Origin of the sequence: Nocardiopsis changdeensis (genome assembly GCF_018316655.1) — a bacterium.
Lineage (GTDB): Bacteria > Actinomycetota > Actinomycetes > Streptosporangiales > Streptosporangiaceae > Nocardiopsis > Nocardiopsis changdeensis.
Map to the genome: position 1 here is coordinate 1,784,168 of NZ_CP074133.1, position 23,875 is coordinate 1,808,042.

General features: G+C 72.0%; 18 protein-coding genes. 12 read left to right on the forward strand and 6 right to left on the reverse strand.

The features are described from left to right. Window positions 1-23 precede the first annotated feature (23 nt). Window positions 24-548: a DUF6315 family protein gene (locus KGD84_RS08280; RefSeq protein ID WP_220559674.1), complete on the reverse strand. Its 525-nt coding sequence runs from the start codon at window positions 546-548 to the stop codon at window positions 24-26. Between the two features lie 277 nt (window positions 549-825). After that, entirely contained in the window at window positions 826-1,170 is a 345-nt protein-coding gene (locus KGD84_RS08285; RefSeq protein WP_220559675.1) for a hypothetical protein, read from the reverse strand. A gap of 177 nt (window positions 1,171-1,347) precedes the next feature. On the opposite strand from KGD84_RS08285, the gene KGD84_RS08290 reads away from it, so the two are divergent. Continuing rightward, entirely contained in the window at window positions 1,348-2,832 is a 1,485-nt protein-coding gene (locus KGD84_RS08290; RefSeq protein ID WP_220559676.1) for a hypothetical protein, read from the forward strand. A gap of 57 nt (window positions 2,833-2,889) precedes the next feature. Here KGD84_RS08290 and KGD84_RS08295 read toward each other — a convergent pair whose 3' ends face one another. Beyond that, entirely contained in the window at window positions 2,890-3,702 is an 813-nt protein-coding gene (locus tag KGD84_RS08295; protein ID WP_220559677.1) for a glutamate racemase, read from the reverse strand. Window positions 3,703-3,935: 233 nt separating this feature from the next. Between KGD84_RS08295 and KGD84_RS08300 the strand changes: the two genes are divergently transcribed. The 6 genes from KGD84_RS08300 to KGD84_RS08325 all read left to right on the forward strand — a co-directional run bounded on the left by KGD84_RS08300 (window position 3,936) and on the right by KGD84_RS08325 (window position 10,738). Continuing rightward, window positions 3,936-5,387, forward strand: a complete 1,452-nt coding sequence (locus KGD84_RS08300) for an FAD-binding oxidoreductase (RefSeq protein ID WP_220559679.1) — start codon at window positions 3,936-3,938, stop codon at window positions 5,385-5,387. A gap of 67 nt (window positions 5,388-5,454) precedes the next feature. Then, window positions 5,455-6,744 (forward strand): SAM-dependent methyltransferase, encoded by a 1,290-nt coding sequence (locus KGD84_RS08305; protein ID WP_220565617.1) that lies wholly within the window; start codon window positions 5,455-5,457, stop codon window positions 6,742-6,744. A gap of 101 nt (window positions 6,745-6,845) precedes the next feature. Continuing rightward, the gene (locus tag KGD84_RS08310; protein WP_220559680.1) at window positions 6,846-7,328 is read left to right on the forward strand and encodes a hypothetical protein; all 483 of its coding nucleotides are present in this window, start codon (window positions 6,846-6,848) and stop codon (window positions 7,326-7,328) included. 228 nt (window positions 7,329-7,556) lie between these two features. Further along, window positions 7,557-8,843, forward strand: coding sequence for a sugar ABC transporter substrate-binding protein (locus KGD84_RS08315; protein ID WP_220559681.1), 1,287 nt, complete (start codon window positions 7,557-7,559; stop codon window positions 8,841-8,843). 102 nt (window positions 8,844-8,945) lie between these two features. Continuing rightward, window positions 8,946-9,845, forward strand: coding sequence for a carbohydrate ABC transporter permease (locus KGD84_RS08320; RefSeq protein ID WP_220565618.1), 900 nt, complete (start codon window positions 8,946-8,948; stop codon window positions 9,843-9,845). After that, window positions 9,842-10,738, forward strand: a complete 897-nt coding sequence (locus tag KGD84_RS08325) for a carbohydrate ABC transporter permease (protein WP_370634433.1) — start codon at window positions 9,842-9,844, stop codon at window positions 10,736-10,738. The genes KGD84_RS08320 and KGD84_RS08325 overlap by 4 nt, the downstream gene beginning before the upstream one ends. 81 nt (window positions 10,739-10,819) lie before the next feature. On the opposite strand, the gene KGD84_RS08330 is transcribed toward KGD84_RS08325, so the two are convergent. Continuing rightward, the gene (locus tag KGD84_RS08330) at window positions 10,820-12,397 is read right to left on the reverse strand and encodes a long-chain-fatty-acid--CoA ligase (protein WP_220559682.1); all 1,578 of its coding nucleotides are present in this window, start codon (window positions 12,395-12,397) and stop codon (window positions 10,820-10,822) included. Between the two features lie 336 nt (window positions 12,398-12,733). On the opposite strand from KGD84_RS08330, the gene leuS reads away from it, so the two are divergent. The 3 genes from leuS (at window position 12,734) to KGD84_RS08345 (ending at window position 16,555) form a co-directional block, all read left to right on the forward strand. Next, entirely contained in the window at window positions 12,734-15,229 is a 2,496-nt protein-coding gene (leuS, locus tag KGD84_RS08335) for a leucine--tRNA ligase (RefSeq protein WP_220559683.1), read from the forward strand. Window positions 15,230-15,308: 79 nt separating this feature from the next. Next, window positions 15,309-15,896: a hypothetical protein gene (locus KGD84_RS08340; RefSeq protein ID WP_220559684.1), complete on the forward strand. Its 588-nt coding sequence runs from the start codon at window positions 15,309-15,311 to the stop codon at window positions 15,894-15,896. Then, on the forward strand, window positions 15,896-16,555 hold the full coding sequence (locus KGD84_RS08345) for a hypothetical protein (protein WP_220559685.1): 660 nt from the start codon (window positions 15,896-15,898) through the stop codon (window positions 16,553-16,555). The genes KGD84_RS08340 and KGD84_RS08345 overlap by 1 nt, the downstream gene beginning before the upstream one ends. Window positions 16,556-16,612: 57 nt before the next feature. Here KGD84_RS08345 and KGD84_RS08350 read toward each other — a convergent pair whose 3' ends face one another. Both KGD84_RS08350 and lexA read right to left on the reverse strand, forming a co-directional pair. After that, entirely contained in the window at window positions 16,613-17,689 is a 1,077-nt protein-coding gene (locus tag KGD84_RS08350; RefSeq protein WP_220559686.1) for an alpha/beta hydrolase family protein, read from the reverse strand. A gap of 214 nt (window positions 17,690-17,903) precedes the next feature. Continuing rightward, window positions 17,904-18,629, reverse strand: coding sequence for a transcriptional repressor LexA (gene lexA, locus KGD84_RS08355; protein WP_355267974.1), 726 nt, complete (start codon window positions 18,627-18,629; stop codon window positions 17,904-17,906). 541 nt (window positions 18,630-19,170) lie between these two features. On the opposite strand from lexA, the gene nrdR reads away from it, so the two are divergent. Next, window positions 19,171-19,659: a transcriptional regulator NrdR gene (gene nrdR, locus KGD84_RS08360; RefSeq protein ID WP_220559688.1), complete on the forward strand. Its 489-nt coding sequence runs from the start codon at window positions 19,171-19,173 to the stop codon at window positions 19,657-19,659. A 92-nt stretch (window positions 19,660-19,751) separates the two neighbouring features. Next, window positions 19,752-23,834: a vitamin B12-dependent ribonucleotide reductase gene (locus KGD84_RS08365; protein WP_220559689.1), complete on the forward strand. Its 4,083-nt coding sequence runs from the start codon at window positions 19,752-19,754 to the stop codon at window positions 23,832-23,834. Window positions 23,835-23,875 lie beyond the last annotated feature (41 nt).

Sequence of the window (23,875 nt, forward strand, 5' to 3'; positions counted from 1 at the left end):
CGCCCGGCCGTCGCACGTCCGTGTCAGCCGCGGGTGCGGTAGCCGAAGAGCCGGACCGCGTACCCGGGGGAGTCGTTCTCGGCCTCCTGGATGAACCAGCGGTCGTCGTGCTCTCCCACCAGGAGCTCGTTCCACATCATGTCGATGAGCTTGAGCCGGGAGACCACCGACGCCTCGGGGTCCAGCACGATCGAGTACGCGCGGTCGGTCAGCCGCTGCGTCACCATGCCCACGGACTGCCCGTCCCAGATGGCGGGGACGGGGGCGTGGCCGACCTCGACCCCGCACAGCCGCAGCTGCTCGACCTCTTCGTCCAGGGCCTCCGCGGCCAGCGCGCCGTCCAGGCGCAGGGCGTCCTCCAGCTCGTCGCGGTCCTCGTCGGCGCGCAGGTAGGCGTGGTACGTGCGACGGTTGCAGGTGCGGCACTTGCGCCAGACGACGCACCGGGCCAGTCCGTAGGCGGACTGGGCCTCGCCGACACTCTGGTAGTCGCTCACCTCGCGAATCGTGCCGCATTCGCAGCACAGGGCCGTGAGATCCTGCTTCATCAGAGTCCCCCCTCCCAGGTGAGTATGCGACGGATGCGGGTCGTTAGGGAACCCGTTCGGTGAGGAAGTCGCGGCAAGGACTCGTCATCAATGCCCAAAATGACCCGGTGACGGGTTTCGCGTGGGCAGGTCCCGGTTCTCGACGTGTCCGTTCTCACCTCCTTCGTCCGGGCGTGTCCCCGTCCGCAGGGGAGGGCGGGGACGCCGAGCACGCATGCAAGGTGACCTACGTCTCATGGATCCGGTCGGGGGGAGGGGGGATCGGGACGCGCCGGGATCAGTCCAGGGACCGACCGTTCTTGTTGCGGGCGCTCCAGTCCCGCATCCGCTGGGGGTAGCCCATGATCTGCACGTCGTACACCGGGATGCCCCGCTTGGACGCCACCTTGCGGATGACCGCGGGGGAGCCGCAGCGGCGCCGGATCCACTCGCCGTCGGTGGCCACCGCCACCGCCGTGGTCTGGGTCGCGAAGGTCTCCGGCTCGACGAAGAACTCCACGCCCACCCTGCTCTGCGCGAACTCGATCAGGGCCTTGATGTCACCGTCCTCGGTGGCGCGGTCGAACCGGGCCTTGCCGGAACGGTTGGCCTTGCGCAAACCGAAGCGGTCTCGCCATCCCATCGGTGTCCTTGTCCCCTAACAGAGGTAGTGCGGTCGGGTGGCCCCGAGTCTATCGATGCGACTTTCATGATCAGAGGCCTCGACCGCCTGTCCTGCACCGGTTTCACGCGTTTTCCGGACAGGCCCGCACACCGGCTGCTACGTTCTGTTCCCACGGCACTACAGGGGGAGACGATGATGCCGATGTGGACGTGGGCGGGGGAGACCGCACGCCGACTCGCCAACGCAGGACAGGCCGAGCTGGCCGAGGCCGTCGTCGGCCTGCCCGAACTGGCGGAGGCGGGTGACGCCGTCCAAGTGGAGGCGGTCGCCCGCTCCGCACTGCGCACCGCCCGCCGCCTGGTGGCCGAGGCGGGCGCCGAGAACGCCGAGGTGCCCGGGGTGTTCGGCCCCGCCACCCTCTTCTTCCTGGCCCACTGGCCGCTGGCGGTCCGGGTCTCGGCCCTGGCCGAGGGCGGCCGGGCGCTGCCCCGCGCGGTGGCCGCCGCCGAGGACGCGCCGGGCCCGCACGCCCACGGGCCGCTGCCGGTCTCCGCGCTGGAGACCCTGGTCCGCTGCCACGCCAACGTCGACGCCGCGGGCACCGTCGGCCTGCGCCGCGAGCTGCTGTCGTCGCGCAACCTCGCCGGGTGGGAGCGCACCCCCGCCTGGCCGGCCTTCACCCTGGCCCGGGTGCACCTGCTCATCGACGAGGGTGACCCGGAGCGCGCCGAGACCGAGCTGCGCCGCTACGAGCACACCGCCACCGGCCCCGCCCTGCTCGGCGCCGACGGCATCTTCACCCTGGTCCGAGCCCTGCGCCACCGCGACGCGCACACCCAGGCGCTGGAGGTGCTGGACCGGATGGAGGCCGAGCTCGCACTGGAGCCGAACAACCCGCGCAGGCCCGCCCTGCGCCGCCGGATCCGGTTCGAGCGCGCCCGGCTGCTGTCCTGGTTGGCCCGCCTGGGCCAGTGCCCGGCCCGCGACGCCGTGGCGCCCCTGCCCACCGTGGAGGAGGCCGAGGCCCACCCGTCCCTGCGGCCGGCCTGGGTGGAGGCGGTGGAGAACCTGGTCTGCCAGGGCATCGTCCGCAACGACTGGCGGCTGGGCGTGCGCGTCACCACCTGGTCCCGCTACTTCGAGCGCGTGGGCGCGCCCCGGCGCGGCGCCGAGCTCGCCCTGGCCGCGGCCCGCCTGGCCGTGGGACGCGGCGCCCTGTGGGTGGCGGGCTGCTCCGCCCGCCGCGCCGAACGCCTCATGGGCGACCTCGCCAACACGGGGGAGATCCGCGGCGACCTCGCCGAGGTCCACGCCATGATCGCCGCCATGCCGGCCGTGCGCCCCCTGGCCCCGCCCGACCGCATCCTGGACTTCCTGCGCGCCCAGCCCGCCGAGGAGGTCGACCCGGAGAACCAGGCCGAGCAGGTCAACGCCGCGCTGGAGCACCGGCCGCACGACACCCTGCTGCTCACCGCGCTGGGCCAGGTCGGCCGCACTCTGATGCTCTCCGACGCCGCCACCGAGCCCCAGTGGCGCCACGTCCGCGAACGGCCCGGCGACCAGCGCGCCGCGCTGTCCCTGCTGGAGACCCTGCTGCACGACAACGACACCGCGGGCGTGCGCGACCTGGTCCGCACCCTGGCCGCCGACCGCGCCGCCGTGCTCACCCCGCACAGCTGACCCGCCGACACCGACCCGCCGCGGGCCTCGCCCCGTCCGCGGCAGGGCCCGTCCGGACTAACGGGCGGGAGAGGGCTCCCCGGCGGCCAGCGCCCGGCCGGCCGGATAGGCCAGGGCGGCCGCGGGCAGACGCGCCGGGCGGCCGCTGGCCAGCACCCGCACCCGGCCCCCGCCGGCCCCCGCGGCCCCGGCGTCTCCGGCGGCTCCGATACGGCGCAGCGTCTGCGCGGCCACGGCGTCCGCCGCGGTGAACAGCTCCACCCCGGCCGCGGCGCCCGACCGGGCCCGCAGGGCCTCGGTGATCGCCTCACCGACCAGGTCGTAGTGCGTGCACCCCAGCACGATCCCGCGCACCCGGCCCGGCGTGCGCTCCGCCGCGTAGGCGACCGCGTCGGCGATCCGTCCCGGGTCGGCCGACTCCACCGCCTCCGCCAGCCCGACGCACGCCACCGGCGTCACGTCCACGCCCCGGGCGAAGGTCTCCACCAGCCGCCGCTGGTACTCGCTGCGCGTCGTCGCCTCGGTCGACCACACCGCGATCGGCGTGCCCGCGGCCGCCGCGGGCTTGATCGCCGGGACCGTCCCCACCACCGGCACACCCGGCTCGAACCGCTCCCGCAGCTCCGCCAGCCCGTGCACCGACGCCGTGTTGCACGGCACCACCACCGCGTCCACATCGCCCCCCGCCGCGTCCACGGCGGCCCGGGCGCCGGCCAGGGCGCGCTCGACGATCTCGTCGTGGGTGCGCGGCCCCCACGGCATGTGGTCCGGATCCATGGACAGGTACAGCTCGGCGTCCGGCCGGGCGGCGAACAGCGCCGCGGCGGTGGACAGCATGCCGATTCCGGAATCTACGACAGCGATGCGCATGAACCCCGATCCTATCCGCGGGCCCCCGTCCCCCACCCGACCCACCGCCCTGACCGGCGGCGCGGCCCCGGGGCGGGCCGTTTCCACCGCGACACGACATAAATGGGGTGGTCTCCTTCGTTACCGATAGGTAGAACTGAGGGGATCGGTCACTTCCGGCCCACCGCGACCGGATCCGACCGTTCCACGCTGTGCCTCACTCGCGCGCGCCACGACCGGGAACGGGATCAGGGATGAGTCCTCAACGGCAGGGAACGAACAGCGACACCGCCTCCGGCGGCGACATCGGGCTGGCCCGGCACATCGCAGCGGTCAACCGCCTGCGCCGCGACTACCGGTCCCTGCCCGCCGACGCGCCGGTCCGGCTGGCCAAGCCCACCTCCAACCTCTTCCGGTTCCGCGAGCCGACCTCCGCGCCCGCCCTCGACGTCTCCGCCTTCTCCGGCGTCATCTCCATCGACCCCGTCGAGCGCCTGGCCGACGTCGGCGGCATGACCACCTACGAGGACCTGGTCGCCGCCACGCTCCCGCACGGGCTCATGCCCACCGTCGTCCCCCAGTTGCGCACCATCACCCTGGGCGGCGCCGTCACCGGGATGGGCATCGAGTCCTCCTCCTTCCGCAATGGCCTGCCGCACGAGGCCGTCCAGGAGATGGAGATCCTCACCGGGTCCGGCGACATCGTCACCGCCACCCGCGACAACGCCCACGCCGACCTCTTCCACGGCTTCCCCAACTCCTACGGCACCCTCGGCTACAGCCTGCGCCTGCGCATCGAGCTGGAACCCGTCTCCCCGTACGTGCACCTGCGCCACCTGCGCTTCCACGACGCGGCCGAGGCCATGGACGCCCTGGCCCGCATCTGCGACGACCGCTCCCACGACGGACAGCCGGTCGACTTCGTCGACGGCGTCGCCTTCTCCCGCGACGAGCTGTACCTGACGGTGGCCCGCTTCACCGACCGGGCCCCCTGGGCGAGCGACTACACCGGCCAGGAGATCTACTACCGCTCCATCCAGGCCAACGCCGACAACGGCCCGGGCGACTACCTCACCGTCCACGACTACCTGTGGCGCTGGGACACCGACTGGTTCTGGTGCTCGCGCGCCCTCGGCGTGCAGAACCCGGTGGTGCGCTCCCTGTGGCCGCGCTCCCTCAAGCGCTCCGACGTCTACCGCAGGGTGGTGGCCTGGGACCGGCGCACCGCCTTCTCCCGGCTGCTCAACCACTACCGGGGCCGCCGCCCCCAGGAACCGCTCATCCAGGACATCGAGGTGGGCGTGGAGCGCGGGGCCGAGTTCCTCGACTTCTTCCACGAGGAGATCGGTGTGACCCCGGTGTGGATCTGCCCGATGCGCCTGAAGGAGCCGCGCCGGGCCGACCTGGGGCCCGGCGGCCACGTGTGGCCGCTCTACCCCCTGGAGAACGACCGCCTCTACGTCAACTTCGGCTTCTGGGGCATGGTCGACATGAAGCCCGGCCAGCGCCGCGCCCACCACAACCGGCGGGTGGAGGAGCGCGTCGCCGAGCTCGGCGGCCACAAGTCGCTGTACTCCGACTCCTTCTACACCGAGGAGGAGTTCTGGCGCCTCTACAACGGCTCCGTCTACGCCGACCTCAAGGAGACCTACGACCCCCGGGGGAGGCTGCTCGACCTGTACGCCAAGTGCGTACGCAATGGATGACACCGCACGCGAACGGGAGGCGACCCGCGGAGTGGGCCGCGTCCGCGAGAGGAAGGGAAAGAAGAACATGCGGCTCGCCGAGATCTTCGAGCGCGTCGTGGGACCCGACGCGCCCATCCGCTTCACGGCCTACGACGGCAGTGCCTCCGGAGACCCGGGCAGCGACGTCCACCTGCACGTGCGCACCCCGGTCGCGGTCAACTACCTGGCCCAGTCGCCCAACGCGCTGGGCCTGACCCGCGCCTACGTCTCCGGGCACCTGGAGGTGGAGGGCGACATGTACACCATCCTCCGGCGGATGTCCGACTTCGTCTTCGCGGAGGGGTTCAACGTGTCCGCCCGCGACCTGGCGGCCATCGCCCGCTCCGTGGGCTGGGTCAAGTTCGTCAACCGGGTCGCCCCGCCGCCCCAGGAGGTGACGCGCGGCCGTCTGGCCGGGCTGGGCTGGCGCCACTCCAAGCAGCGCGACGCCGAGGCCATCCACCACCACTACGACGTCTCCAACGCCTTCTACGAGCTGGTGCTGGGCCCGTCCATGACCTACACCTGCGCGGTCTTCGACGACGCCGACGGGGCCCTGGACCGGGTGGAGGCGGACGACGGCGCCCTGGAGAGCGCCCAGTTCCGCAAGTACGAGCTGGTCGCCGCCAAGCTCGGCCTGGAGCCGGGCATGCGCCTGCTCGACGTGGGCTGCGGCTGGGGCGGCATGGTCATGCACGCCGCCCGCGAGCACAAGGTCAAGGCCCTGGGCGTCACCCTGTCCAAGGAGCAGGCCGAGTGGGCGGCCAAGCGCATCGCCCAGGAGGGGCTGTCCGACCTGGCCGAGGTCCGCCACATGGACTACCGGGACGTCCCCGACGGCGGCTTCGACCGGATCAGCTCCATCGGCCTGACCGAGCACATCGGCGCCCGCAACCTCCCCGCCTACTTCTCGTCGCTGAACGACAAGCTGGTGCCGGGCGGCCGGCTGCTCAACCACTGCATCACCCGGCCCCGCAACGACCTGCCCCCGATGGACACCGACGGGGTCATCAACCGCTACGTGTTCCCCGACGGCGAGCTGGAGGGGCCCGGGCAGATCCAGACGGCCATGAACGACGCCGGGTTCGAGATCCGGCACCAGGAGAACCTGCGCGAGCACTACGCGCTCACCCTGCGCCACTGGGGCGCCAACCTGGAGCGGAACTGGGACGCGGCGGTCGCCGAGGTCGGCGAGGGCACCGCCCGGGTCTGGCGGCTGTACATGGCCGGGTGCGTGCTCGGCTTCGAGCGGAACGTGGTGCAGCTCCACCAGATCCTGGGCGTCAAGCTCGACGGCACCGACGCCCGCATGCCGCTGCGCCCGCGGTTCCAGTAGGAGGCGGGGCCGGGAACGCCGTTCGCCCGCGGCGATCCCGGCCTGTCCGCGCCCCGCCGCGGCCCGCGGCACGGCATCATGGACGCGAGACCCTACGAGGAGTGCCCGTGACCGAGAACGCCGGGGGGGAAGGCCCCCTCGTCCCGGACCAGCCGGACCACGTCAAGCGCACCGCGATCGACCTGATCGCGGCCTACGCCGACCGCAACCGGGACGAGCTGGAGCGGGTGATCCCGCGGGCGGCCGACGACGCCGGGGCGGTGCAGTCGGAGCTGCGCGTCATCTCCGCGTTCCTGGGCCGCCGGGTCCAGGAGACCGGAGTGGTGTGGAAGCCCGCCGACTCCCGAGAGGCCGTGGCCCGCACCGTCGCGGAGATGCTCCCGCCGGAGCTGGAGTTCGCGGTCTCCACCGCCTGGGAGGCCCACACCGTGGGCGAGGAGGAGGCCGCCGAGCGCTTCACCCGCGGCGACCCCATGGTCTACGTCCACATGCTCGCCGCCTTCTCCGCCGCCATCGGCCTGGCGGTGTACAAGCGCGCCGAGCTCATCTCCACCCTGCGCCAGGTGACCGGCCTCTCCGAGTAGGGGGCACGGGGCTCCGGGGCGAGGGTCGGGGGAGGCGGGCCCTCCTTCGGCGCGCACCTCGCCGGAGCCCCGGAAACCCCTGCGGCACCGGGGTTCCCGGGCCCGTCCGGCGGCGTCCCCTAACAGCTCAGACACAAAATGGAGTGGTTTACTTCACTCCGAGCCGTTCTTTACGTAGGTTTCCTACCAACCCCGAGGGGACCCACGACAGGAACGGGAGGCGAGCCCATGGCCCGCAGACGAACCCGAAAGCACGTTCCGCTCCCCGCAGCCGCACTCGCCCTGACCCTGGCCGCGACCGCGTGCGCGGGAGGCGGCGGCGACGGCGGCGGTGACACCGACAGCCTCACCGTGTGGATCATGGAGGGCACCAACCCCGACGCCACCGGCTTCTTCGACGAGGTCAACGCCGCCTTCACCGAGGAGACCGGCATCGAGGTGGTGGTCGAGTTCGTCCCGTGGGACGGCGCCCAGGACAAGATCTCCACCGCCATCGCCGGCGGCACCATGCCCGACGTCATCGAACTCGGCAACACCTTCGTCCCCGGCTTCGCCGACTCCGGGGCCCTGCACGACCTGTCCGCCTACGGGGTCGACACCTCCCTCTACGTGCCGGGCCTCATGGAGATGGGGGCCCTGGACGAAGGGGTCTACGGCATCCCCTGGTACGCCTCCATCCGCTCCATGGTCTACCGCACCGACGTGTTCGAGGAGCACGACCTGGAGGTGCCCCAGAGCTGGGACGAGCTCCGCGAGACCGCCCTGGAGATCAAGGAGGCCGAGCCGGACATGGTCGCCCTGCCGGTGCCGGGCGACGCCCAGTACTCGGTCATGCCGTGGATCTGGGGCGGCGGGGCCGAGATCGCCGTCCAGGAGGACGACGGCACGTGGGTGTCCGGGGTGGACTCCCCCGAGGCGCGCGAGGGCATCGCGTTCTTCACCGGCCTGGCCCTGGAGGACGGCACCTCCACCACCGGCGCCGTCAACTGGAACGAGATCAACATCATGGAGTCGTTCTCCGAGGGCGACGCCGCCATCGCGCTGCTCGGCAGCGCCAACCCCAAGGCCATCGTCGAGAACAACCCCGAACTGGAGGGCCTGCTGGGCTCCTTCCCCATCCCGGGGCGGGAGGCCGGGACCTACACGCCGTCGTTCGCCGGGGGCTCGCTGCTGTCGGTGTTCGAGGGCACCGGCAACGAGGAGGCCGCCTGGAGCTACGTGGAGCACCTCACCGGCGAGGACAACATGATGCTCTGGGCCGAGCAGACCGGGTTCTTCCCCGGCCTCACCGGGAGCGTCGACGCGTTCACCGCCTCGGCCGACCCCGTCCTGGAGGCCTACGCCGTCCAGCTGGGGGAGGCGAGCAAGGGCGTGCCCACCGCACCCGCCTGGAGCCAGGTGGAGGCCGAGAAGGTCCTGGTCGGCATGCAGCAGTCCATCCTCAACGGCACCTCGGTGGAGGACGCCACCGCCCAGGCCGCCGACGACATCGAACGCATCCTCAACGGAGGTTGACACGTGGGAACACCGGTCGGGCAGGCGGTCGGCGGCACGGGCCCGGGGCTCCGGGCGCCGGCCGGCCCGCCCGGCCGGGGGCGGCGCGCTCCCGCCCTCGGCCTGAGGCGGCGCAGCGCACTGCTGCCCTGGGTGCTGCTCGCCCCCGCCCTGGCGGTCATCGCCGCCCTGCTGCTCTTCCCCCTCGGCCGGATCGTGTGGCTGTCGTTCCGCGAGTACCGGCTGCGCAACCTGGTGTCGGGGGAGTCGGACTTCATCGGCCCGGCCAACTACGTCACCCTGTTCACCGACTCCTACCTGTGGCGGGTCGCCCTGCCCAACACGGTGGGGTTCGCCGTGGTCGCGGTCGTCTCCACCGTGGTGCTGGGCACCCTCGTGGCCCTGCTGCTGTCCCGGCTGCGCCCGGTCACCCGGGTCGTCGTGGTCTCCTGCATCATGGTCGCCTGGGCCATGCCCGCCGTCAGTGGCACCTACGTGTGGCTGTGGATCTTCGACGTCGACAGCGGCGTCGTCGCCCAGGCCCTCAAGGGCGCCGGCCTGCTGGGCCCCGAGGGGTACAACTGGTTCGCCGACCGGCTGTTCTTCTACGCGGTCGTCGTGCTCAACGTGGTCCACGGCGGGTTCCCGTTCGTGGCCGTCACCGTTCTGGCCGGGCTGCTCACCGTGCCCCGTGAACTGCACGAGGCAGCCCTGCTGGACGGCGCCGGGGCGTGGAAGCGGTTCTGGCACGTCACCTTCCCGGTCCTGCGCCCGGTGTTCGCCGTCGTCACCATCCTGTCCACCATCTGGGACTTCAAGGTCTTCGCGCAGGTCTACCTGATGCCCGGAGGCGGGGTCGGCGGCTCGGAGATGCTCAACCTGGGCGTGTGGACCTACGTGAGCTCCTTCGGCCAGAGGGACTACGGAATGGGATCGGCCATCGCCGTGGTCCTCACCCTGCTCCTGCTGGCGGTCACCGCGGTCTACCTGCGGGCCCTGTTCCGAGAGGACGAACTGCGTTGAGCGCCCGGGCCGACACCGCCGCGTCCGCCGCCTGGGAGAGCCGGGTCCGCCGGGCCCGCCGCCGCGGCGGCGCCCTGCGCCTGACCCGGCTCGCCGGGCGGGCCGCCGGGGTGGCCGCGATCCTGCTGTTCACCCTGTTCCCCGTCTACTTCATGCTCGCCAGCGCGTTCTCCGACCGGATGACCTCCGCCGTCGGGACGCTGGTGCCCCGCGACCCCACCCTGGACAACTTCGTCCACGTCCTGACCGAGGGCGACTTCGGGACGTACATGCTCAACTCGCTGGCGGTCGCCTGCATCACCGTCGTCGGGGCGTGCGTGCTGTCGCTGCTGGCGGCCGTGGCCGTGGCGCGCTTCCGGTTCCGGTTCCGCACCGCGATCCTGGTGATGATCCTCGTCGTCCAGATGGTGCCGCTGGAGGCCCTGGTCATCCCGCTCTTCCTCCAGGTCCGCGACCTCCGGCTGCTCAACACCGTGCTGGGCCTGGGCATCGTCTACATCGCCCTGTCCCTGCCGCTGGCGGTGTGGATGATGCGCGGGTTCGTGGCCGCGGTCCCCAAGGAGGTGGAGGAGGCCGCCTACATCGACGGCGCCTCGTGGCCGGTCATGTTCTGGAAGGTGCTGTTCCCGCTGGTCGCCCCCGGCCTGGTGGCGACCGCGATCTTCGCGTTCATCATCGCCTGGAACGAGTTCGTGCTCGCCCTGACGTTCATGCAGCAGAGCGACAAGTACACGGTCGCCGTGGGCCTGCGGCAGTTCTTCGGCGAGTACGCCAACGAGTGGGGGCACGTCATGGCCGCGTCCACCCTCATCACCCTGCCGGTCATGGTCTTCTTCGTCCTCGTGCAGCGCTGGCTGGCCTCCGGGCTGGTCCAGGGCGCCGTCAAGGGCTGACCCGGCCCGGCGGCGGGCCGGGGGAGGCGAGGGGAAGGGGCGGGACCCGGCCGGGTCCCGCCCCTCGTCCGCCCCGCGGGGTCAGTCGCGCAGCTCGCGCTTGAGGATCTTGCCGGTGGCGGTCATCGGCAGGCTCTCGCGGAACTCGATCTCGCGCGGGTACTTGTACGCGGCCAGGCGTTCCCTGGCCCACCCGGTCAGCTCCTCGGCGGTGAGCCCGGCGCCCTCCTTGAGGATCACGAACGCCTTGATCTCCTCGCCGTGGGTGTCGTGCGGGACGCCGACGACCGCCGCGAGGCTGACCGCCTCGTGCCCCATCAGGACCTCCTCGACCTCGCGCGGGTACACGTTGTACCCGCCGCGGATGATCATGTCCTTGGAGCGGTCGATGATGAAGTAGAAGCCCTCCTCGTCGCGGCGGGCGATGTCGCCGGTGCGGAACCAGCCGTCCCGGATCACCTCGGCGTTGACCTCGGGCCGGTTGTGGTAGCCCTTCATCACCAGGTGGCCGCGGATGGCGATCTCGCCGACCGGGTCCTCGTCGCCGGTCTTGACGACCTCGTTCCACTCCGGGTCGATCAGCTTCATCTCCACACCCCACACCGGCTTGCCGATCGAGCCGGTCTTGGCCTTGACGTTGGGGTTGTTGAAGGACGCCACCGGGGAGGTCTCGGACAGGCCGTAGCCCTCCTTGATGCCGACGCCGAAGGTGTCCTGGAAGTCCTGGGCGAGCTGGGCGGGCAGCGCCGCGCCACCGGAGACCGCGTCGACGATGTTGTCCGCGATCGCCTTGATGTCGTACTTCCCCTCGCCGGCGGAGCGCACGGCGTTGAGCAGGCCCCAGTACATGGTGGGCACGCCCGCGAAGCCGGTGACGCCCTCCTTCTCCATCAGGCGCAGGGCCTCGTCGCCGTCGAACCGCGGCATCAGCACCAGGGTCGCGTGCCGGTAGAGGGCCGCGTTGAGCATGACGGTCTGGCCGAAGATGTGGAACAGCGGCAGCACCACCAGGGCCACGTCGCGGCCGTCCGGGTGCGGGTTGACCAGGCTGGAGGAGACGACCGCGTTCATCATCAGGTTGTTGTGGCTCAGCTCGGCGCCCTTGGGCTTGCCGGTGGTGCCGCTGGTGTAGATGATGACGGCCGTGTTGTCGGAGCTCGCCTGGACGGTCTCGAACTCGCCGGGCTGCCCCTCCAGGGCCTTCCACAGGGTCTGGGCGCCCTCGATGGCGGACTCGGTCGCCCCCGGGACGGCGGGCAGGTCGATGTAGGTCTCGCAGGTGTCCACCTGGCCGAACGCCTCGAAGGCGCGCTCGCCCAGCGGCAGCTCCGGGGTGCCGGTGAACGCGAAGATCGCCTTGGCGCCGGAGTCCTCCAGGTGGTAGGCGATCTCACGCGGCGTGAGCAGGACGTTGAGGGGGACGACCACCGCGCCCGCCTTGAGCGCTCCGTAGTAGACGAAGGGGAAGTACGGCACGTTGGGGCTGGCCAGGGCCACCCGGTCGCCGGGCCGGACGCCCCGGGAGACGAGGAGGTTGGCCACCTGGTTGGCGATCATGTTGGTGATCGCGTAGTTCAGGCGCAGATCGCCGAAGACCAGGCAGTCCTTCTCCGGGACGGATCGGGCACCGTCCTCCAGGACCACGGACAGGTTGAGCATGGGGCCTCCCGCAGGCAGATGTGTCCAGGGACGACAAGGGAACGGGACCCGGGTGTGATCCGGGTCGCGTGTTCTGCGCCACTCTCACGACTGAGTTGACGGAAGAGTAACAAACCGGACAGTCGGTGTGGAGGGGAAGGAGGTCCGTAATCTCACGCAATGTCGGGTGACGCACCGTGACGAACGCGGGGTGCCGCCGCCGGTCCGGGGGCGCCGTCCACAGGCGGGGAAACCCGTCCGCGCCCCGGTCCCCCAGCCGATAACCTGAGGGGGAACGGATCTCGCATGTTGGTCCGCGGATCCCATGTACGACCGAACCCGAGGGAACAAGCAGCGATGACAGCGGTAGACGGCGACCAGACGACGGGCGACACCTACGACGCCCGCGCCCTCCAGGACAAGTGGCAGGCGCGCTGGGCCGCCGAGCTCCCGTTCCAGGCCGACGAGGACCCCGGCGACACCCGCCCCCGCTCCTACATCGTCGACATGTTCGCCTACCCCTCCGGCGACCTGCACATGGGCCACGCCGAGGCCTACGCCATCGGCGACGTGATCGGCCGCTACCGCTTCCAGCGCGGCGACAACGTGCTGCACCCCGTCGGCTGGGACTCCTTCGGCCTGCCCGCCGAGAACGCCGCCATCAAGAACGACTCGCACCCCGCCGCGTGGACCTACGCCAACATCGAGACCCAGGCGGCCTCCTTCCGCCGCTACGGCATCGCCGTCGACTGGTCCCGGCGCATCCACACCAGCGACCCCGAGTACTACAAGTGGAACCAGTGGCTGTTCACCCGGTTCTTCGACCGCGGACTGGCCTACCGCAAGGACGGCCAGGTCAACTGGTGCCCCAAGGACCAGACCGTGCTGGCCAACGAGCAGGTCGTCCAGGGGCGCTGTGAGCGCTGCGGCACCGAGGTCGTGCGCCGCAGCCTGAACCAGTGGTACTTCAAGATCACCGACTACGCGCAGCGCCTGCTGGACGACATGGACCAGCTGGAGGGCGGCAACTGGCCGGACGAGATCCTGGCCATGCAGCGCAACTGGATCGGCCGCTCCACCGGCGCGGACGTCGACTTCGCCATCGAGGGGCGCGAGGAGCCGGTCACCGTCTTCACGACCCGGCCCGACACCCTGTACGGCGCCACCTTCTTCGTGGTGGCCGCCGACGCCGACCTGGCCGACGAGCTGTGCGCCCCCGAGCAGCGCGAGGCCTTCGAGGCCTACCGCTCCGAGGTCGCCAAGCTCTCCGACATCGAGCGCCAGACCACCGAGCGCCCCAAGACCGGCGTCTTCCTGGGCCGTTACGCGGTCAACCCGGTCAACGGCGAGCGCATGCCCGTCTGGGCCGCCGACTACGTCCTGGCCGACTACGGCCACGGCGCCATCATGGCCGTCCCCGCCCACGACCAGCGCGACCTGGACTTCGCCCTGGCCTTCGGCCTGCCCGTGCGCGTCGTCGTCGAGACCGGCGAGCCCGACCCCGCCGAGACCGGCGTCGCCACCGCCGGCGAGGGCAGCCTGCGCGACTCCGGCCCCCTGGACGGCCTGTCCAAGGCCGAGGCCATCGAGCGCATCATCGGCGTCCTGGAGGAGCGCGGCACCGGCCGCGGCACCGTCAACTACCGCCTGCGCGACTGGCTGCTGTCCCGCCAGCGCTACTGGGGCACGCCCATCCCGATCATCCACTGCCCCGCCTGCGGCCAGGTGCCCGTCCCCGACGAGCAGCTGCCCGTCACCCTGCCCGAGCTCAAGGGCGCCGAGCTGGCCCCCAAGGGCGTGTCCCCGCTGGCCTCCGCCACCGACTGGGTCAACGTCGACTGCCCGTCCTGCGGCGGCCCCGCCCAGCGCGACACCGACACCATGGACACCTTCGTGGACTCGTCCTGGTACTTCCTGCGCTACATCTCGCCGCACCTGGACACCGCGCCCTTCGACTCCGACCTGGTCAACGAGTGGGGCCCCGTCGACCACTACATCGGCGGCAAGGAGCACGCGACGCTGCACCTGATGTACGCGCGCTTCTTCACCAAGGTCCTGCACGACATGGGCATGGTGTCCTTCACCGAGCCGTTCCGCCGCCTGACCAACCAGGGCCAGGTCATCAACCAGGGCCGGGCCATGTCCAAGTCCCTGGGCAACGGCGTCGACCTGGGCAAGGAGATCGACGCCTACGGCGTCGACGCGGTCCGGCTGACCATGCTGTTCGCCAGCCCGCCCGAGGAGGACGTCGACTGGGCCGACGTGTCCGTCGTCGCCGCCCAGAAGTTCCTCAACCGGGCCTACCGGGTGATGAACGAGGCCGGTGCCGCCTCCAAGCCCGGCGCCGACCCGGCCGCCGGCGACATCGAGCTGCGCCGCGCCACCCACCACGCCATCGACCAGGTCACCAACCTGATCGAGGCCAAGCGGTTCAACGTGGCCATCGCCCGCGTCATGGAGCTGGTCTCCGCCGCCCGCAAGGCCATCGACTCCGGCCCCGGCGCCGCCGACCCGGCGGTGCGCGAGGCCGCCGAGTTCGTGGCCGTCGCCCTGTCCCTGTTCGCCCCCTACGTGGCGGAGGAGGGCTGGGAGCGGCTGGGCCACACCGGCACCGTCGCCGTCGGGAACTGGCCCGAGGCCGACCCCTCCCTGCTGGTCCAGGAGACCGTGACCTGTGTCGTGCAGGTGCAGAGCAAGGTCCGTGACAAGCTGTCCGTTGCGCCCGACATCGACCCGGCCGAACTGGAAAGGCTCGCGCTGGCGTCAGAGAAGGCGCAGGGCTTCATCGGCGACAAGCAGATCCGCAAGGTGATCGTGCGCGCGCCGAAACTGGTGAACATCGTCGTCGGCTGACCACCGCGACGGCGGCCGCGACCCGCGGCCGCCGTCGCACCTCGGTCGACCGGCGGCCGGACAGGGAGGCGGTGACCGGTTGGGTCCCCTCGCACGGGCGGGTGTGATCGCGGCGGGCGCGGTGGTGGTGTCCGCGTTGGCGATCGGCGGCGGCCTGTGGGCCGCGCAGGACGACCCGGACCGACCCCACCCCGGGGACGTCCACACCGCCGCGCCCGACTGCGGCGACCTCGGAGAACTGCTCGACGAGCACCTGCCCGGCGCGGTCCGCGACCTCGCCGAGCGCGGGCCGCTCACCGGCGGTGAGGGCACCGTGTGCCGGTGGACCTCCGCCGGGACCTCCGACACCCCCCGCCAGGGCGTCCTGCGGGTGGAGTACTCCGCCCTGTTCACGGACTCCACCGCCGAGGAGCCCGTCTCCGGCGAGGACCGGGTGAGCGCGGCCGCCACCGCGCTGGCCCCCGACGCCGCCGAGACCGTGGACCTGTCCACCGGCCGGGGCCTGGTGTGGCGCGGCGGCTCCGGCGACACCGAGCTCGCCTTCTGGGCCGACAACCTGCTGGTCCGGGTCTCCTACACGGCCGTCACCGGCGGCGAACCCGTCTCCCCCGACGAGGGCCGGGCCACCGCGGTCGCCTTCGCCGAACGGATCGGAGCCTCCCTGTGATGCCCCCCGGGCAGCCGCCCGAGACCGTGCCCTCCAGCCAGCCGCAGAGCCGGGGCTGCGCCACCGCCGGTGTGGTCGCCCTCGCCCTCCTGCTGCTCTCCGCCGCGGGCGGCGCCGCCTGGTACGTGCTGACCCGCGAGGACCCCGAGACCGGCGTGTACGACGCGGCCCCCGGCTGCGAGGTCGGTGAGACCGAGGCCCTGGACGCCCGGGTGCCCGAGCGCGAGCTCGCCCTGGAGGAGCCCGTCGGCGGCGCAGCCGACCCCTTCGGCCAGGGCTGGCAGTGCCGCTGGGCCACACCCGGCGGCGACGGCGACTCCGTCCCCGCCACCGCCACCCTCGTCATGGTGGCCGCGCCCAACCCGGGCGGGGTGGTCACCGCGCGGGAGAACTTCGCCGAGACCACCGGGGCCCAGAGCACCTCCCCGGTCGACGACCTGGGGGAGGAGGCGGTGACCTGGCTCGACGAGACCGGTTACACCACCTCCTGCGTGGCGGTGCGGGTGTCCAACCTCTACCTGGAGACCTGCTACTCGGCCGCCGCCGGGTACGACGGCCGCGAACCCGCCGACGAGGAGCGCCTCTCCGCCGGCGCCGAGGAGATCGCCCGCGCCACCGTGGACGCCCTTCCCGAGGAGATCACCACCGAGGACGACTGACCCCGCCCCGGCGGGTCGGGCCGCGGTGACGGACGCGCCGTCACCGCGGCCCGCCGGTCACCAGGCGGTGTCGACGAACTCCGCCAGCGCCGGGGCGACCTGCGGGGCGAAGGGGCGCTCGGCGTCCAGCACCGTCGCCCCCGGCCCGTCCTCGTAGACGCGGAAGATGTGGTCGGCGTCGGGGATGTCCACCCGCTCGGCCCGGGGCAGGCCGGTCATCAGCCGGTCCACCTCCTCGCCGGTGACCTGGGCGTCGGCCTCGCCCCACAGCACCAGGACCGGGGTGTCCTCGGGCAGTTCCGCGGCCAGCTCCACCGGGTCCATCCGGTCCATCCGGGCCAGGAACCCGGCGTTCTGCGGCGAGTACAGGGTGCCGACGACGCCGGTGAGGTCGTCGGGGACCTCCCGGCCGCCGCGCACCGCGGCCCGCCCGGCGCGGGCGTCGGAGAGCATGGTCACCGCCTCCGTCTCGGTGAGCTGCCCAGCCGCCTCGACCGCGCGCACCTGCTCGGTGAGCTGGCGGTCCAGCACGTCCAGGTAGCGGTCGCCCACCGGTGCGGCCAGCACCAGGGCCGGCGCGGCGTCCACCAGGGTGTGGGCGCGCAGCGCGTAGAGGGAGCCCTCGCTGTGTCCGACCACCGCGGTGCGGGCCGGGTCCACCTCGCTCTGCCCCACCAGCGCCTCGTAGGCAGCGGCCATCTGGGCGTCGAACACGTCCGGGTCCACCGGGGCCTCCGGGTCGAGGCCGCCCAGTCCGGTCTCGCCGCTGCCGAGCTTGTCGTAGCGCAGGGAGGCCACCCCCGAATCGGCCAGGAGGCGGGCGAAGTTGAGGTTGGTGTTCGCGTCGGGGCGCATGTCGGCGTTGCCGTCGCGGTCGGTGGGGCCGCTGCCCGAGACGATCAGCGCGCCCGGGACCGGGCCGGACGTGTCCGCGGGCAGGGTGAGGGTGGCGAACACCTCGATCCCGTCCACGGTGAAGCTCAGCTCACGCTCGGAACCCGCCACCCCGGGCGGCGGGGCGGCCTCCTCCCCGGCCGGAGCGCAGGCGGAGGTCGACAGCAGGGCCGCGGCCGCGGCGACCGCCACGGCGCGCCCTCGGGCACGCGGGAAGACGAGGGAAGCGAACACCCCCATAGCCTAGGCGCCCGGGAGGACGCCCGACGCCCCGGGCGGCCCGGAGCGGCGGGGGCCGCCACCGGTGTCCGGGACGGCCACCGGCCGCCGCGGCGGCCCGCCGGTCGCACCCGTGGCCCCGCACGGGTGCGACATGTCCCGTACCGCCCGCGGACCCGCGCCCGGTCCCGCCCGGCGGGGCGGACCGGCCGGGGGGCGACCGGGGGCGTATCGCTCAGACCCGGCGCATCACGGTGACGACCTTGCCCAGGATGGTGGCCGCGTCGCCGTTGATCGGCTCGTAGGCGTCGTTGCGCGGCATCAGCCACACGTGCCCGTCCTCGGTGCGGCGCAGCACCTTGACCGTGGCCTCCTCGTCCAGCAGCGCCGCGACGATGTCCCCGTTCTCGGCGTCCGGCTGCTGGCGGACCACCACCATGTCCCCGTCGGTGATGGCGGCGTCGGTCATCGAGTCGCCGACCACGGTGAGCATGAACAGCCGGCCCTCGCCGACCAGCTGCCGCGGCAGCGACAGCACGTCCTCCACCGACTCCTCGGCCAGGATCGGGCCGCCCGCGGCGATCCGCCCCACCAGGGGCACCCGGGCGGCGTGCGCCGGGTCGGACTCCTCGGCGGCGACCAGCGCGCGCACCCCGGGGCGGCCCGGCTGGCGCAGCTCCACGGCCCGCGGCCGGTTCTGGTCGCGGTACAGGTAGCCCTTGCGCTGGAGCACCTTGAGCTGGTGCGCGACGCTGGAGGGGCTGGACAGGCCGACCGACTCCCCGATCTCCCTGATCGACGGCGGGTAGCCGCGCTCGCGCAGGTACCGCTGGATACAGTTCAGGACGCTCTGCTGGCGGGCGGTGAGCTTGGGCGCCTCCTCGGGCGCGCCCGCCTCGCCCACGGGCGCGAGAACGGTGGTGGTTGCGGAATCCAGGGGTCCGGGATTCTCCTCCGGCACGGCCGGCCTCCTCGGCATCGGTTCGGTCAGGGCCTGCTTGCACGACTGGCCACCACCGGTCTGCGACCGCTCCGGACCCTGTGTCCACGTGATGGCGAAACCGGCGTGAAATCAAGGCCAACGTTAGTCGTTGCGCACGGTGATATCAAACAAGCGTTCGAGGCCTGTGGACAATTGCCGAGAGGATTTTCCGCGGCGCTTTTCCGGCCTCACTTACGTGTGTACACGTGTTCACGTCGCGTCGCCCCCGGAATGGCGGAAGATGTGCCGTCGGGTTCGAGAACGGGGGGATGCGGGGCGGATCACCCCCGGGCAAGGGGTCGACCGAAAACCCCGAGCCGCGCCGTGGAAGGGGATTCGCGGCGATATCCTGGGCGGCGCGCGGCTGTGACACGCGGGGCGCGCGAAAGTTGCGGTTCGTCCGACCCTCCGACTAGGTTCGACCACAACATCTGGTGTCGCTGTTTGAGGCGTCGGCCCAGGAGTTGTGGTTAAGTAGACCCAGGGTTGTCAGTTCGGCGAGGGAAGCAGGTGAGCCGGGATGCACTGTCCGTTCTGCCGCCATCCGGACACCCGGGTGATCGACAGCAGGTCCACCGACGACGGCGCGGCCATCCGCCGCCGCCGTTCCTGTCCTGCCTGCGAACGCCGTTTCACCACACAGGAGACCGTCCTGCTGATGGTCGCCAAGCGCTCCGGCGTCACCGAGCCCTTCAGCCGGACCAAGATCATCGCCGGGGTCCGCCGGGCCTGCCAGGGCCGCCCGGTCTCCGAGGACGCGCTGGCCAAGCTCGGCCAGCAGGTCGAGGAGGAGATCCGCGGCCGAGGCGTCGCGGAGGTCCCGGCCCACGAGATCGGCCTGGCCATCCTGGGCCCCATGCGCGACCTCGACGAGGTCGCCTACCTGCACTTCGCCAGTGTCTACCGCGGTTTCGAGAGCCTCGCCGACTTCGAGGCCGAGATCGCCAGCCTGCGCAGCGACCGCGAGGCCGAGGCCCGGGCCAAGGAAGAGGCCGACACCACGGCCTGACGCACCGCTCCCCGGGGGCGCCGAGGGAACGCCCCCGAGCAACGGTTCCGCGCGCGGGCCGCGCCCGCGCCCTATCTTCGGGGGACTCCGCCATGACGGAAACCACCAGCGGATCGACGGGACGCAAGGGCAAGGGGAGGCGCAAGGGGCTGAAGATCCCGCGGATCTTCACCACCGAAGGCGTTCATCCCTACGACACCCTGGAATGGGAGCGCCGGGACGTCGTCATGACGAACTGGCGCGACGGAACGGTGAACTTCGAACAGCGCGGGGTCGAGTTCCCCTCGACCTGGTCGATGAACGCCACACAGATCGTCGCCGGGAAATACTTCCGGGGCGCGCTCGGCACCCCGGAACGGGAGTGGAGCCTCAAACAGCTCATCGACCGGGTCGTCGGCGTCTACACCCGCACCGGCCGCGAGCACGGGTACTTCGCCGGCGAGGCCGACGCCGAGGTCTTCGACCACGAACTCAAGTACGCGCTCGCCCACCAGCTCTTCAGCTTCAACTCACCCGTGTGGTTCAACGTCGGAACCCGCGCGAAGGCCCAGGTGAGCGCCTGCTTCATCCTGTCGGTCGACGACACCATGGAGTCGATCCTCGACTGGTACAAGGAGGAGGGGATCATCTTCAAGGGCGGCTCGGGGGCGGGGGTCAACCTCTCCCGGATCCGCTCCAGCAGAGAACTGCTCTCCTCCGGGGGCAGCGCCTCGGGGCCCGTGTCGTTCATGCGCGGCGCCGACGCCTCCGCGGGCACCATCAAGTCCGGCGGGGCCACCCGGCGGGCCGCCAAGATGGTGGTGCTCGACGTCGACCACCCCGACATCGGGGAGTTCATCGACACCAAGGCGCACGAGGAGCGCAAGATCCGGGCATTGCGCGACGCCGGGTTCGACATGGACCTGGGCGGCGCCGACATGGCCAGCGTCCAGTACCAGAACGCCAACAACTCGGTGCGGGTCTCCGACGCGTTCATGCGCGCCGTCGAGGACGGCGGGCGCTTCGGCCTGGTCGCCCGCACCACCGGCGAGGTCGTCGACGAGGTCGACGCCAAGGCCCTGTTCCACCGCATGGCCGAGGCCGCCTGGGAGTGCGCCGACCCGGGCGTCCAGTACGACGACACCATCCAGGACTGGCACACCACCCCCGAGTCCGGACGTATCACCGCCAGCAACCCGTGCTCGGAATACCTCCATTTGGACGATTCGTCCTGCAACCTGGCGTCGATCAACCTGCTCGCGTTCCTGCGCGAGGACGGCACGTTCGACGTGGAGGGGTTCACCCGGCTGACGGAGCTGGTCATCACCGCGATGGACATCTCCATCACGTTCGCCGACTTCCCCACAGAGAAGATCGCCGAGACCACCCGCGCCTACCGCCAGCTCGGCATCGGCTACGCCAACCTCGGCGCCCTGCTCATGGCCACCGGCCACGCCTACGACTCCGAGGGCGGGCGCGCCGTCGCCGCCGCGATCACCTCGCTGATGACCGGCGTCGCCTACCGGCGCAGCGCCGAGCTGGCCGGTGCGGTGGGCCCCTACGAGGGCTACCGGCGCAACGAGGCGTCCCACATCCGCGTCATGCGCAAGCACGCCGCCGCCAACGGCGCCCTGCGCACCGTCGGCGCCCTGGAGGAGCCGATCCACGCCGCCGCCACCCGCGCCTGGGCCGACTGCCTGGAGACCGGAGAACGCCACGGCTGGCGCAACGCCCAGGCGAGCCTCCTCGCGCCCACGGGGTGCCTGACCGGGGACACCCTGGTCACCACCGACCGGGGGCTGACCCGGCTGACCGAGCTGGGCGATGTGCACGGCCCCCGCTGGCAGGACCTGTCCGCCACCGTCTCCACGGACGAGGGACCGAGGCGGGCCACGAAGTTCTACGTCAACGGCGAGGCGCCCACCCGCCGCATCGTCACCGAGGGCGGCTACCGGCTCCAGGGAACGCACACCCACCGGATCAAGGTGGTGGACGCGGACGGGGCCTGGAGGTGGAAGCGCTTCGCGGACATCTCCGAGGGCGACCTCGTCCCGCTGCAGATGGGGACCCTCGTCGGCGTCCCGCGGAACGTGGCGCTGCCGGTCCTGGACCAGGCCTACTACACGGGCGACCGGGGGGTCACCGTCCCCGACACGGTCGATGAGGAGCTGGCCGAACTCGTCGGCTACTTCATGGGGGACGGCAGCCTGCACGCCGAGGGGATCCGGCTCTGCGTCGCCGACACCGACGAGGACGTCGCCGAACGCCTGGCCGTCCTGGCCAAAGGCTGCTTCGGGCTGGTCCCGAAGGTGACGCGCAGGCAGGGCTACCTGGAGGTCCTGCTCTCCTCGGTCCGGCTGGCCCGGTGGTGGAAGGCGGCCGGGTTCGCCAAGGGATCGCCCGGACAGGACCACACGGGCAAGGGGTGGACGCCCCGGGTGCCCTCGGCGGTCCTGGAGGCCAACGATCCCGCCGTGTACGCGGCCTTCCTGCGGGGCCTCTTCGAGGCCGATGGCACAGTGCTCGAAGGGGTCCCGAGCCTGTCCACCGCACACGACGCCTTCGCCGGGGAGGTGCGCACCCTGCTGCTGGCCCTGGGCATGGCGACCACCACTCGGACGACCCGCAGCGGCCTGGGCGGGGACCTGTACATCCTCCGGCTGCGCAACCTCGACCACGCCCTGCGCTTCGACGAGGCGGTCGGCTTCATGGGCGACCGCAAGAACCGGCTCGTGGCGGACCTGGAACCGGACCGCGCGCCGAAGCGGGACCGGATCGTGCTGCCGCGTGCGGTCTGGGACGACCTGGTCCCGCCGGGGCACCCGCTCCGCGGCGACGTCCTGCAGGCCCTGCGCAAGTACGCGGGTGTGCCCCGCCGCACCGCCTCGCTGGTCCACGCCGGGACGCCGGACGCCCGCCTGGGGCGCGCCCTCGGGTACCTCTTCGAGCGGGTGGCGGCCAACGAGGACGGGGGCGTGCAGCCCACCTACGACCTCTCGGTCCCCGACAATGTCACCTATGTGGCCAACGGGCTCGTCAGCCACAACACCATCGGGTTCATGATGGACTGCGACACGACGGGGATCGAGCCGGACTTCTCGCTGGTGAAGTTCAAGAAACTGGTCGGCGGCGGGTCCATGCAGATCGTCAACCGCTCGGTGTCGCGGGCCCTGGAGCACCTCGGGTACCAGCCCGAGCAGGTCGAGGCGATCGTCGAGTACATCGCCGAGCAGGGCCACGTGGTCGACGCCCCCGGCCTGCGCGAGGAGCACTACCCGGTCTTCGACTGCGCCATGGGCCGCCGGTTCATCGAGCCCATGGGCCACGTGCGCATGATGGCCGCCGTGCAGCCGTTCCTGTCCGGGGCGATCTCCAAGACGGTGAACGTGCCGGAGGAGGCCACCGTCGAGGACTTCGAGCACATCTACTTCCAGGGCTGGAAGCTCGGCCTGAAGGCACTCGCCGTCTACCGGGACAACTGCAAGGTCGGGCAGCCCCTGTCCACCGCGAAGAAGGAGCCGCAGGAGGCCGAGGCGCCCGCGCGGCCGGTGCGGCGGCGGCTGCCCAAGAAGCGCCCCAGCGAGACCACGTCGTTCTCGGTGGGCGGGGCCGAGGGGTACATCACCGCGGGGTCCTACCCCGACGACGGGCTGGGCGAGGTGTTCATGAAGCTCGGCAAGCAGGGGTCCACCCTGGCCGGGGTCATGGACGCGTTCTCGATCGCGATCTCCATCGCCCTGCAGTACGGGGTCCCCCTGGACACGTACGTGGAGAAGTTCACCAACATGCGGTTCGATCCCGCCGGGATGACCGACGACCCCGACATCCGCATGGCGCAGTCGGTGATGGACTACATCTTCCGCCGCCTGGCGCTGGACCACCTGCCCTACGAGGAGCGGGCGGCCCTGGGGGTGTTCTCCGCGGCCGAGCGGCAGGCGCAGCTGGCGGGGGAGGACCCGGCGCAGGTCGCGGCGCAGGTGGAGTCCTACGCCCAGTCGGCGCCGACCGGCGAGCGGGAGCCGCGGGTCGCGCCGTCCGCGCGGGCGGACGACGCGCACTCCACCACGGAGGTGGTCGAGCGCGCGCAGGGGTTCGTCGCCGACGCCCCGCTGTGCGTCACCTGCGGGACCAAGATGCGCCCGGCGGGGAGCTGCTACGTCTGCGAGGGCTGCGGCTCCACCAGCGGCTGCAGCTGAACCCGGGGTGCCCCCTCCGCTACGCTCACGGCGAGCGGAGG

Excerpts from the sequence above, each read along its gene's own strand:
- KGD84_RS08290 (WP_220559676.1), top strand. The coding sequence starts at position 1,348 with ATGCCGATGTGGACGTGGGCGGGGGAGACCGCACGCCGACTCGCCAAC.
- KGD84_RS08285 (WP_220559675.1), bottom strand. The coding sequence starts at position 1,170 with ATGGGATGGCGAGACCGCTTCGGTTTGCGCAAGGCCAACCGTTCCGGC.
- KGD84_RS08295 (WP_220559677.1), bottom strand. The coding sequence starts at position 3,702 with ATGCGCATCGCTGTCGTAGATTCCGGAATCGGCATGCTGTCCACCGCC.
- KGD84_RS08315 (WP_220559681.1), top strand. The coding sequence starts at position 7,557 with ATGGCCCGCAGACGAACCCGAAAGCACGTTCCGCTCCCCGCAGCCGCA.
- KGD84_RS08300 (WP_220559679.1), top strand. The coding sequence starts at position 3,936 with ATGAGTCCTCAACGGCAGGGAACGAACAGCGACACCGCCTCCGGCGGC.
- nrdR (WP_220559688.1), top strand. The coding sequence starts at position 19,171 with ATGCACTGTCCGTTCTGCCGCCATCCGGACACCCGGGTGATCGACAGC.
- KGD84_RS08305 (WP_220565617.1), top strand. The coding sequence starts at position 5,455 with ATGCGGCTCGCCGAGATCTTCGAGCGCGTCGTGGGACCCGACGCGCCC.
- KGD84_RS08350 (WP_220559686.1), bottom strand. The coding sequence starts at position 17,689 with ATGGGGGTGTTCGCTTCCCTCGTCTTCCCGCGTGCCCGAGGGCGCGCC.
- KGD84_RS08280 (WP_220559674.1), bottom strand. The coding sequence starts at position 548 with ATGAAGCAGGATCTCACGGCCCTGTGCTGCGAATGCGGCACGATTCGC.
- KGD84_RS08365 (WP_220559689.1), top strand. The coding sequence starts at position 19,752 with ATGACGGAAACCACCAGCGGATCGACGGGACGCAAGGGCAAGGGGAGG.
- KGD84_RS08345 (WP_220559685.1), top strand. The coding sequence starts at position 15,896 with ATGCCCCCCGGGCAGCCGCCCGAGACCGTGCCCTCCAGCCAGCCGCAG.
- KGD84_RS08330 (WP_220559682.1), bottom strand. The coding sequence starts at position 12,397 with ATGCTCAACCTGTCCGTGGTCCTGGAGGACGGTGCCCGATCCGTCCCG.
- leuS (WP_220559683.1), top strand. The coding sequence starts at position 12,734 with ATGACAGCGGTAGACGGCGACCAGACGACGGGCGACACCTACGACGCC.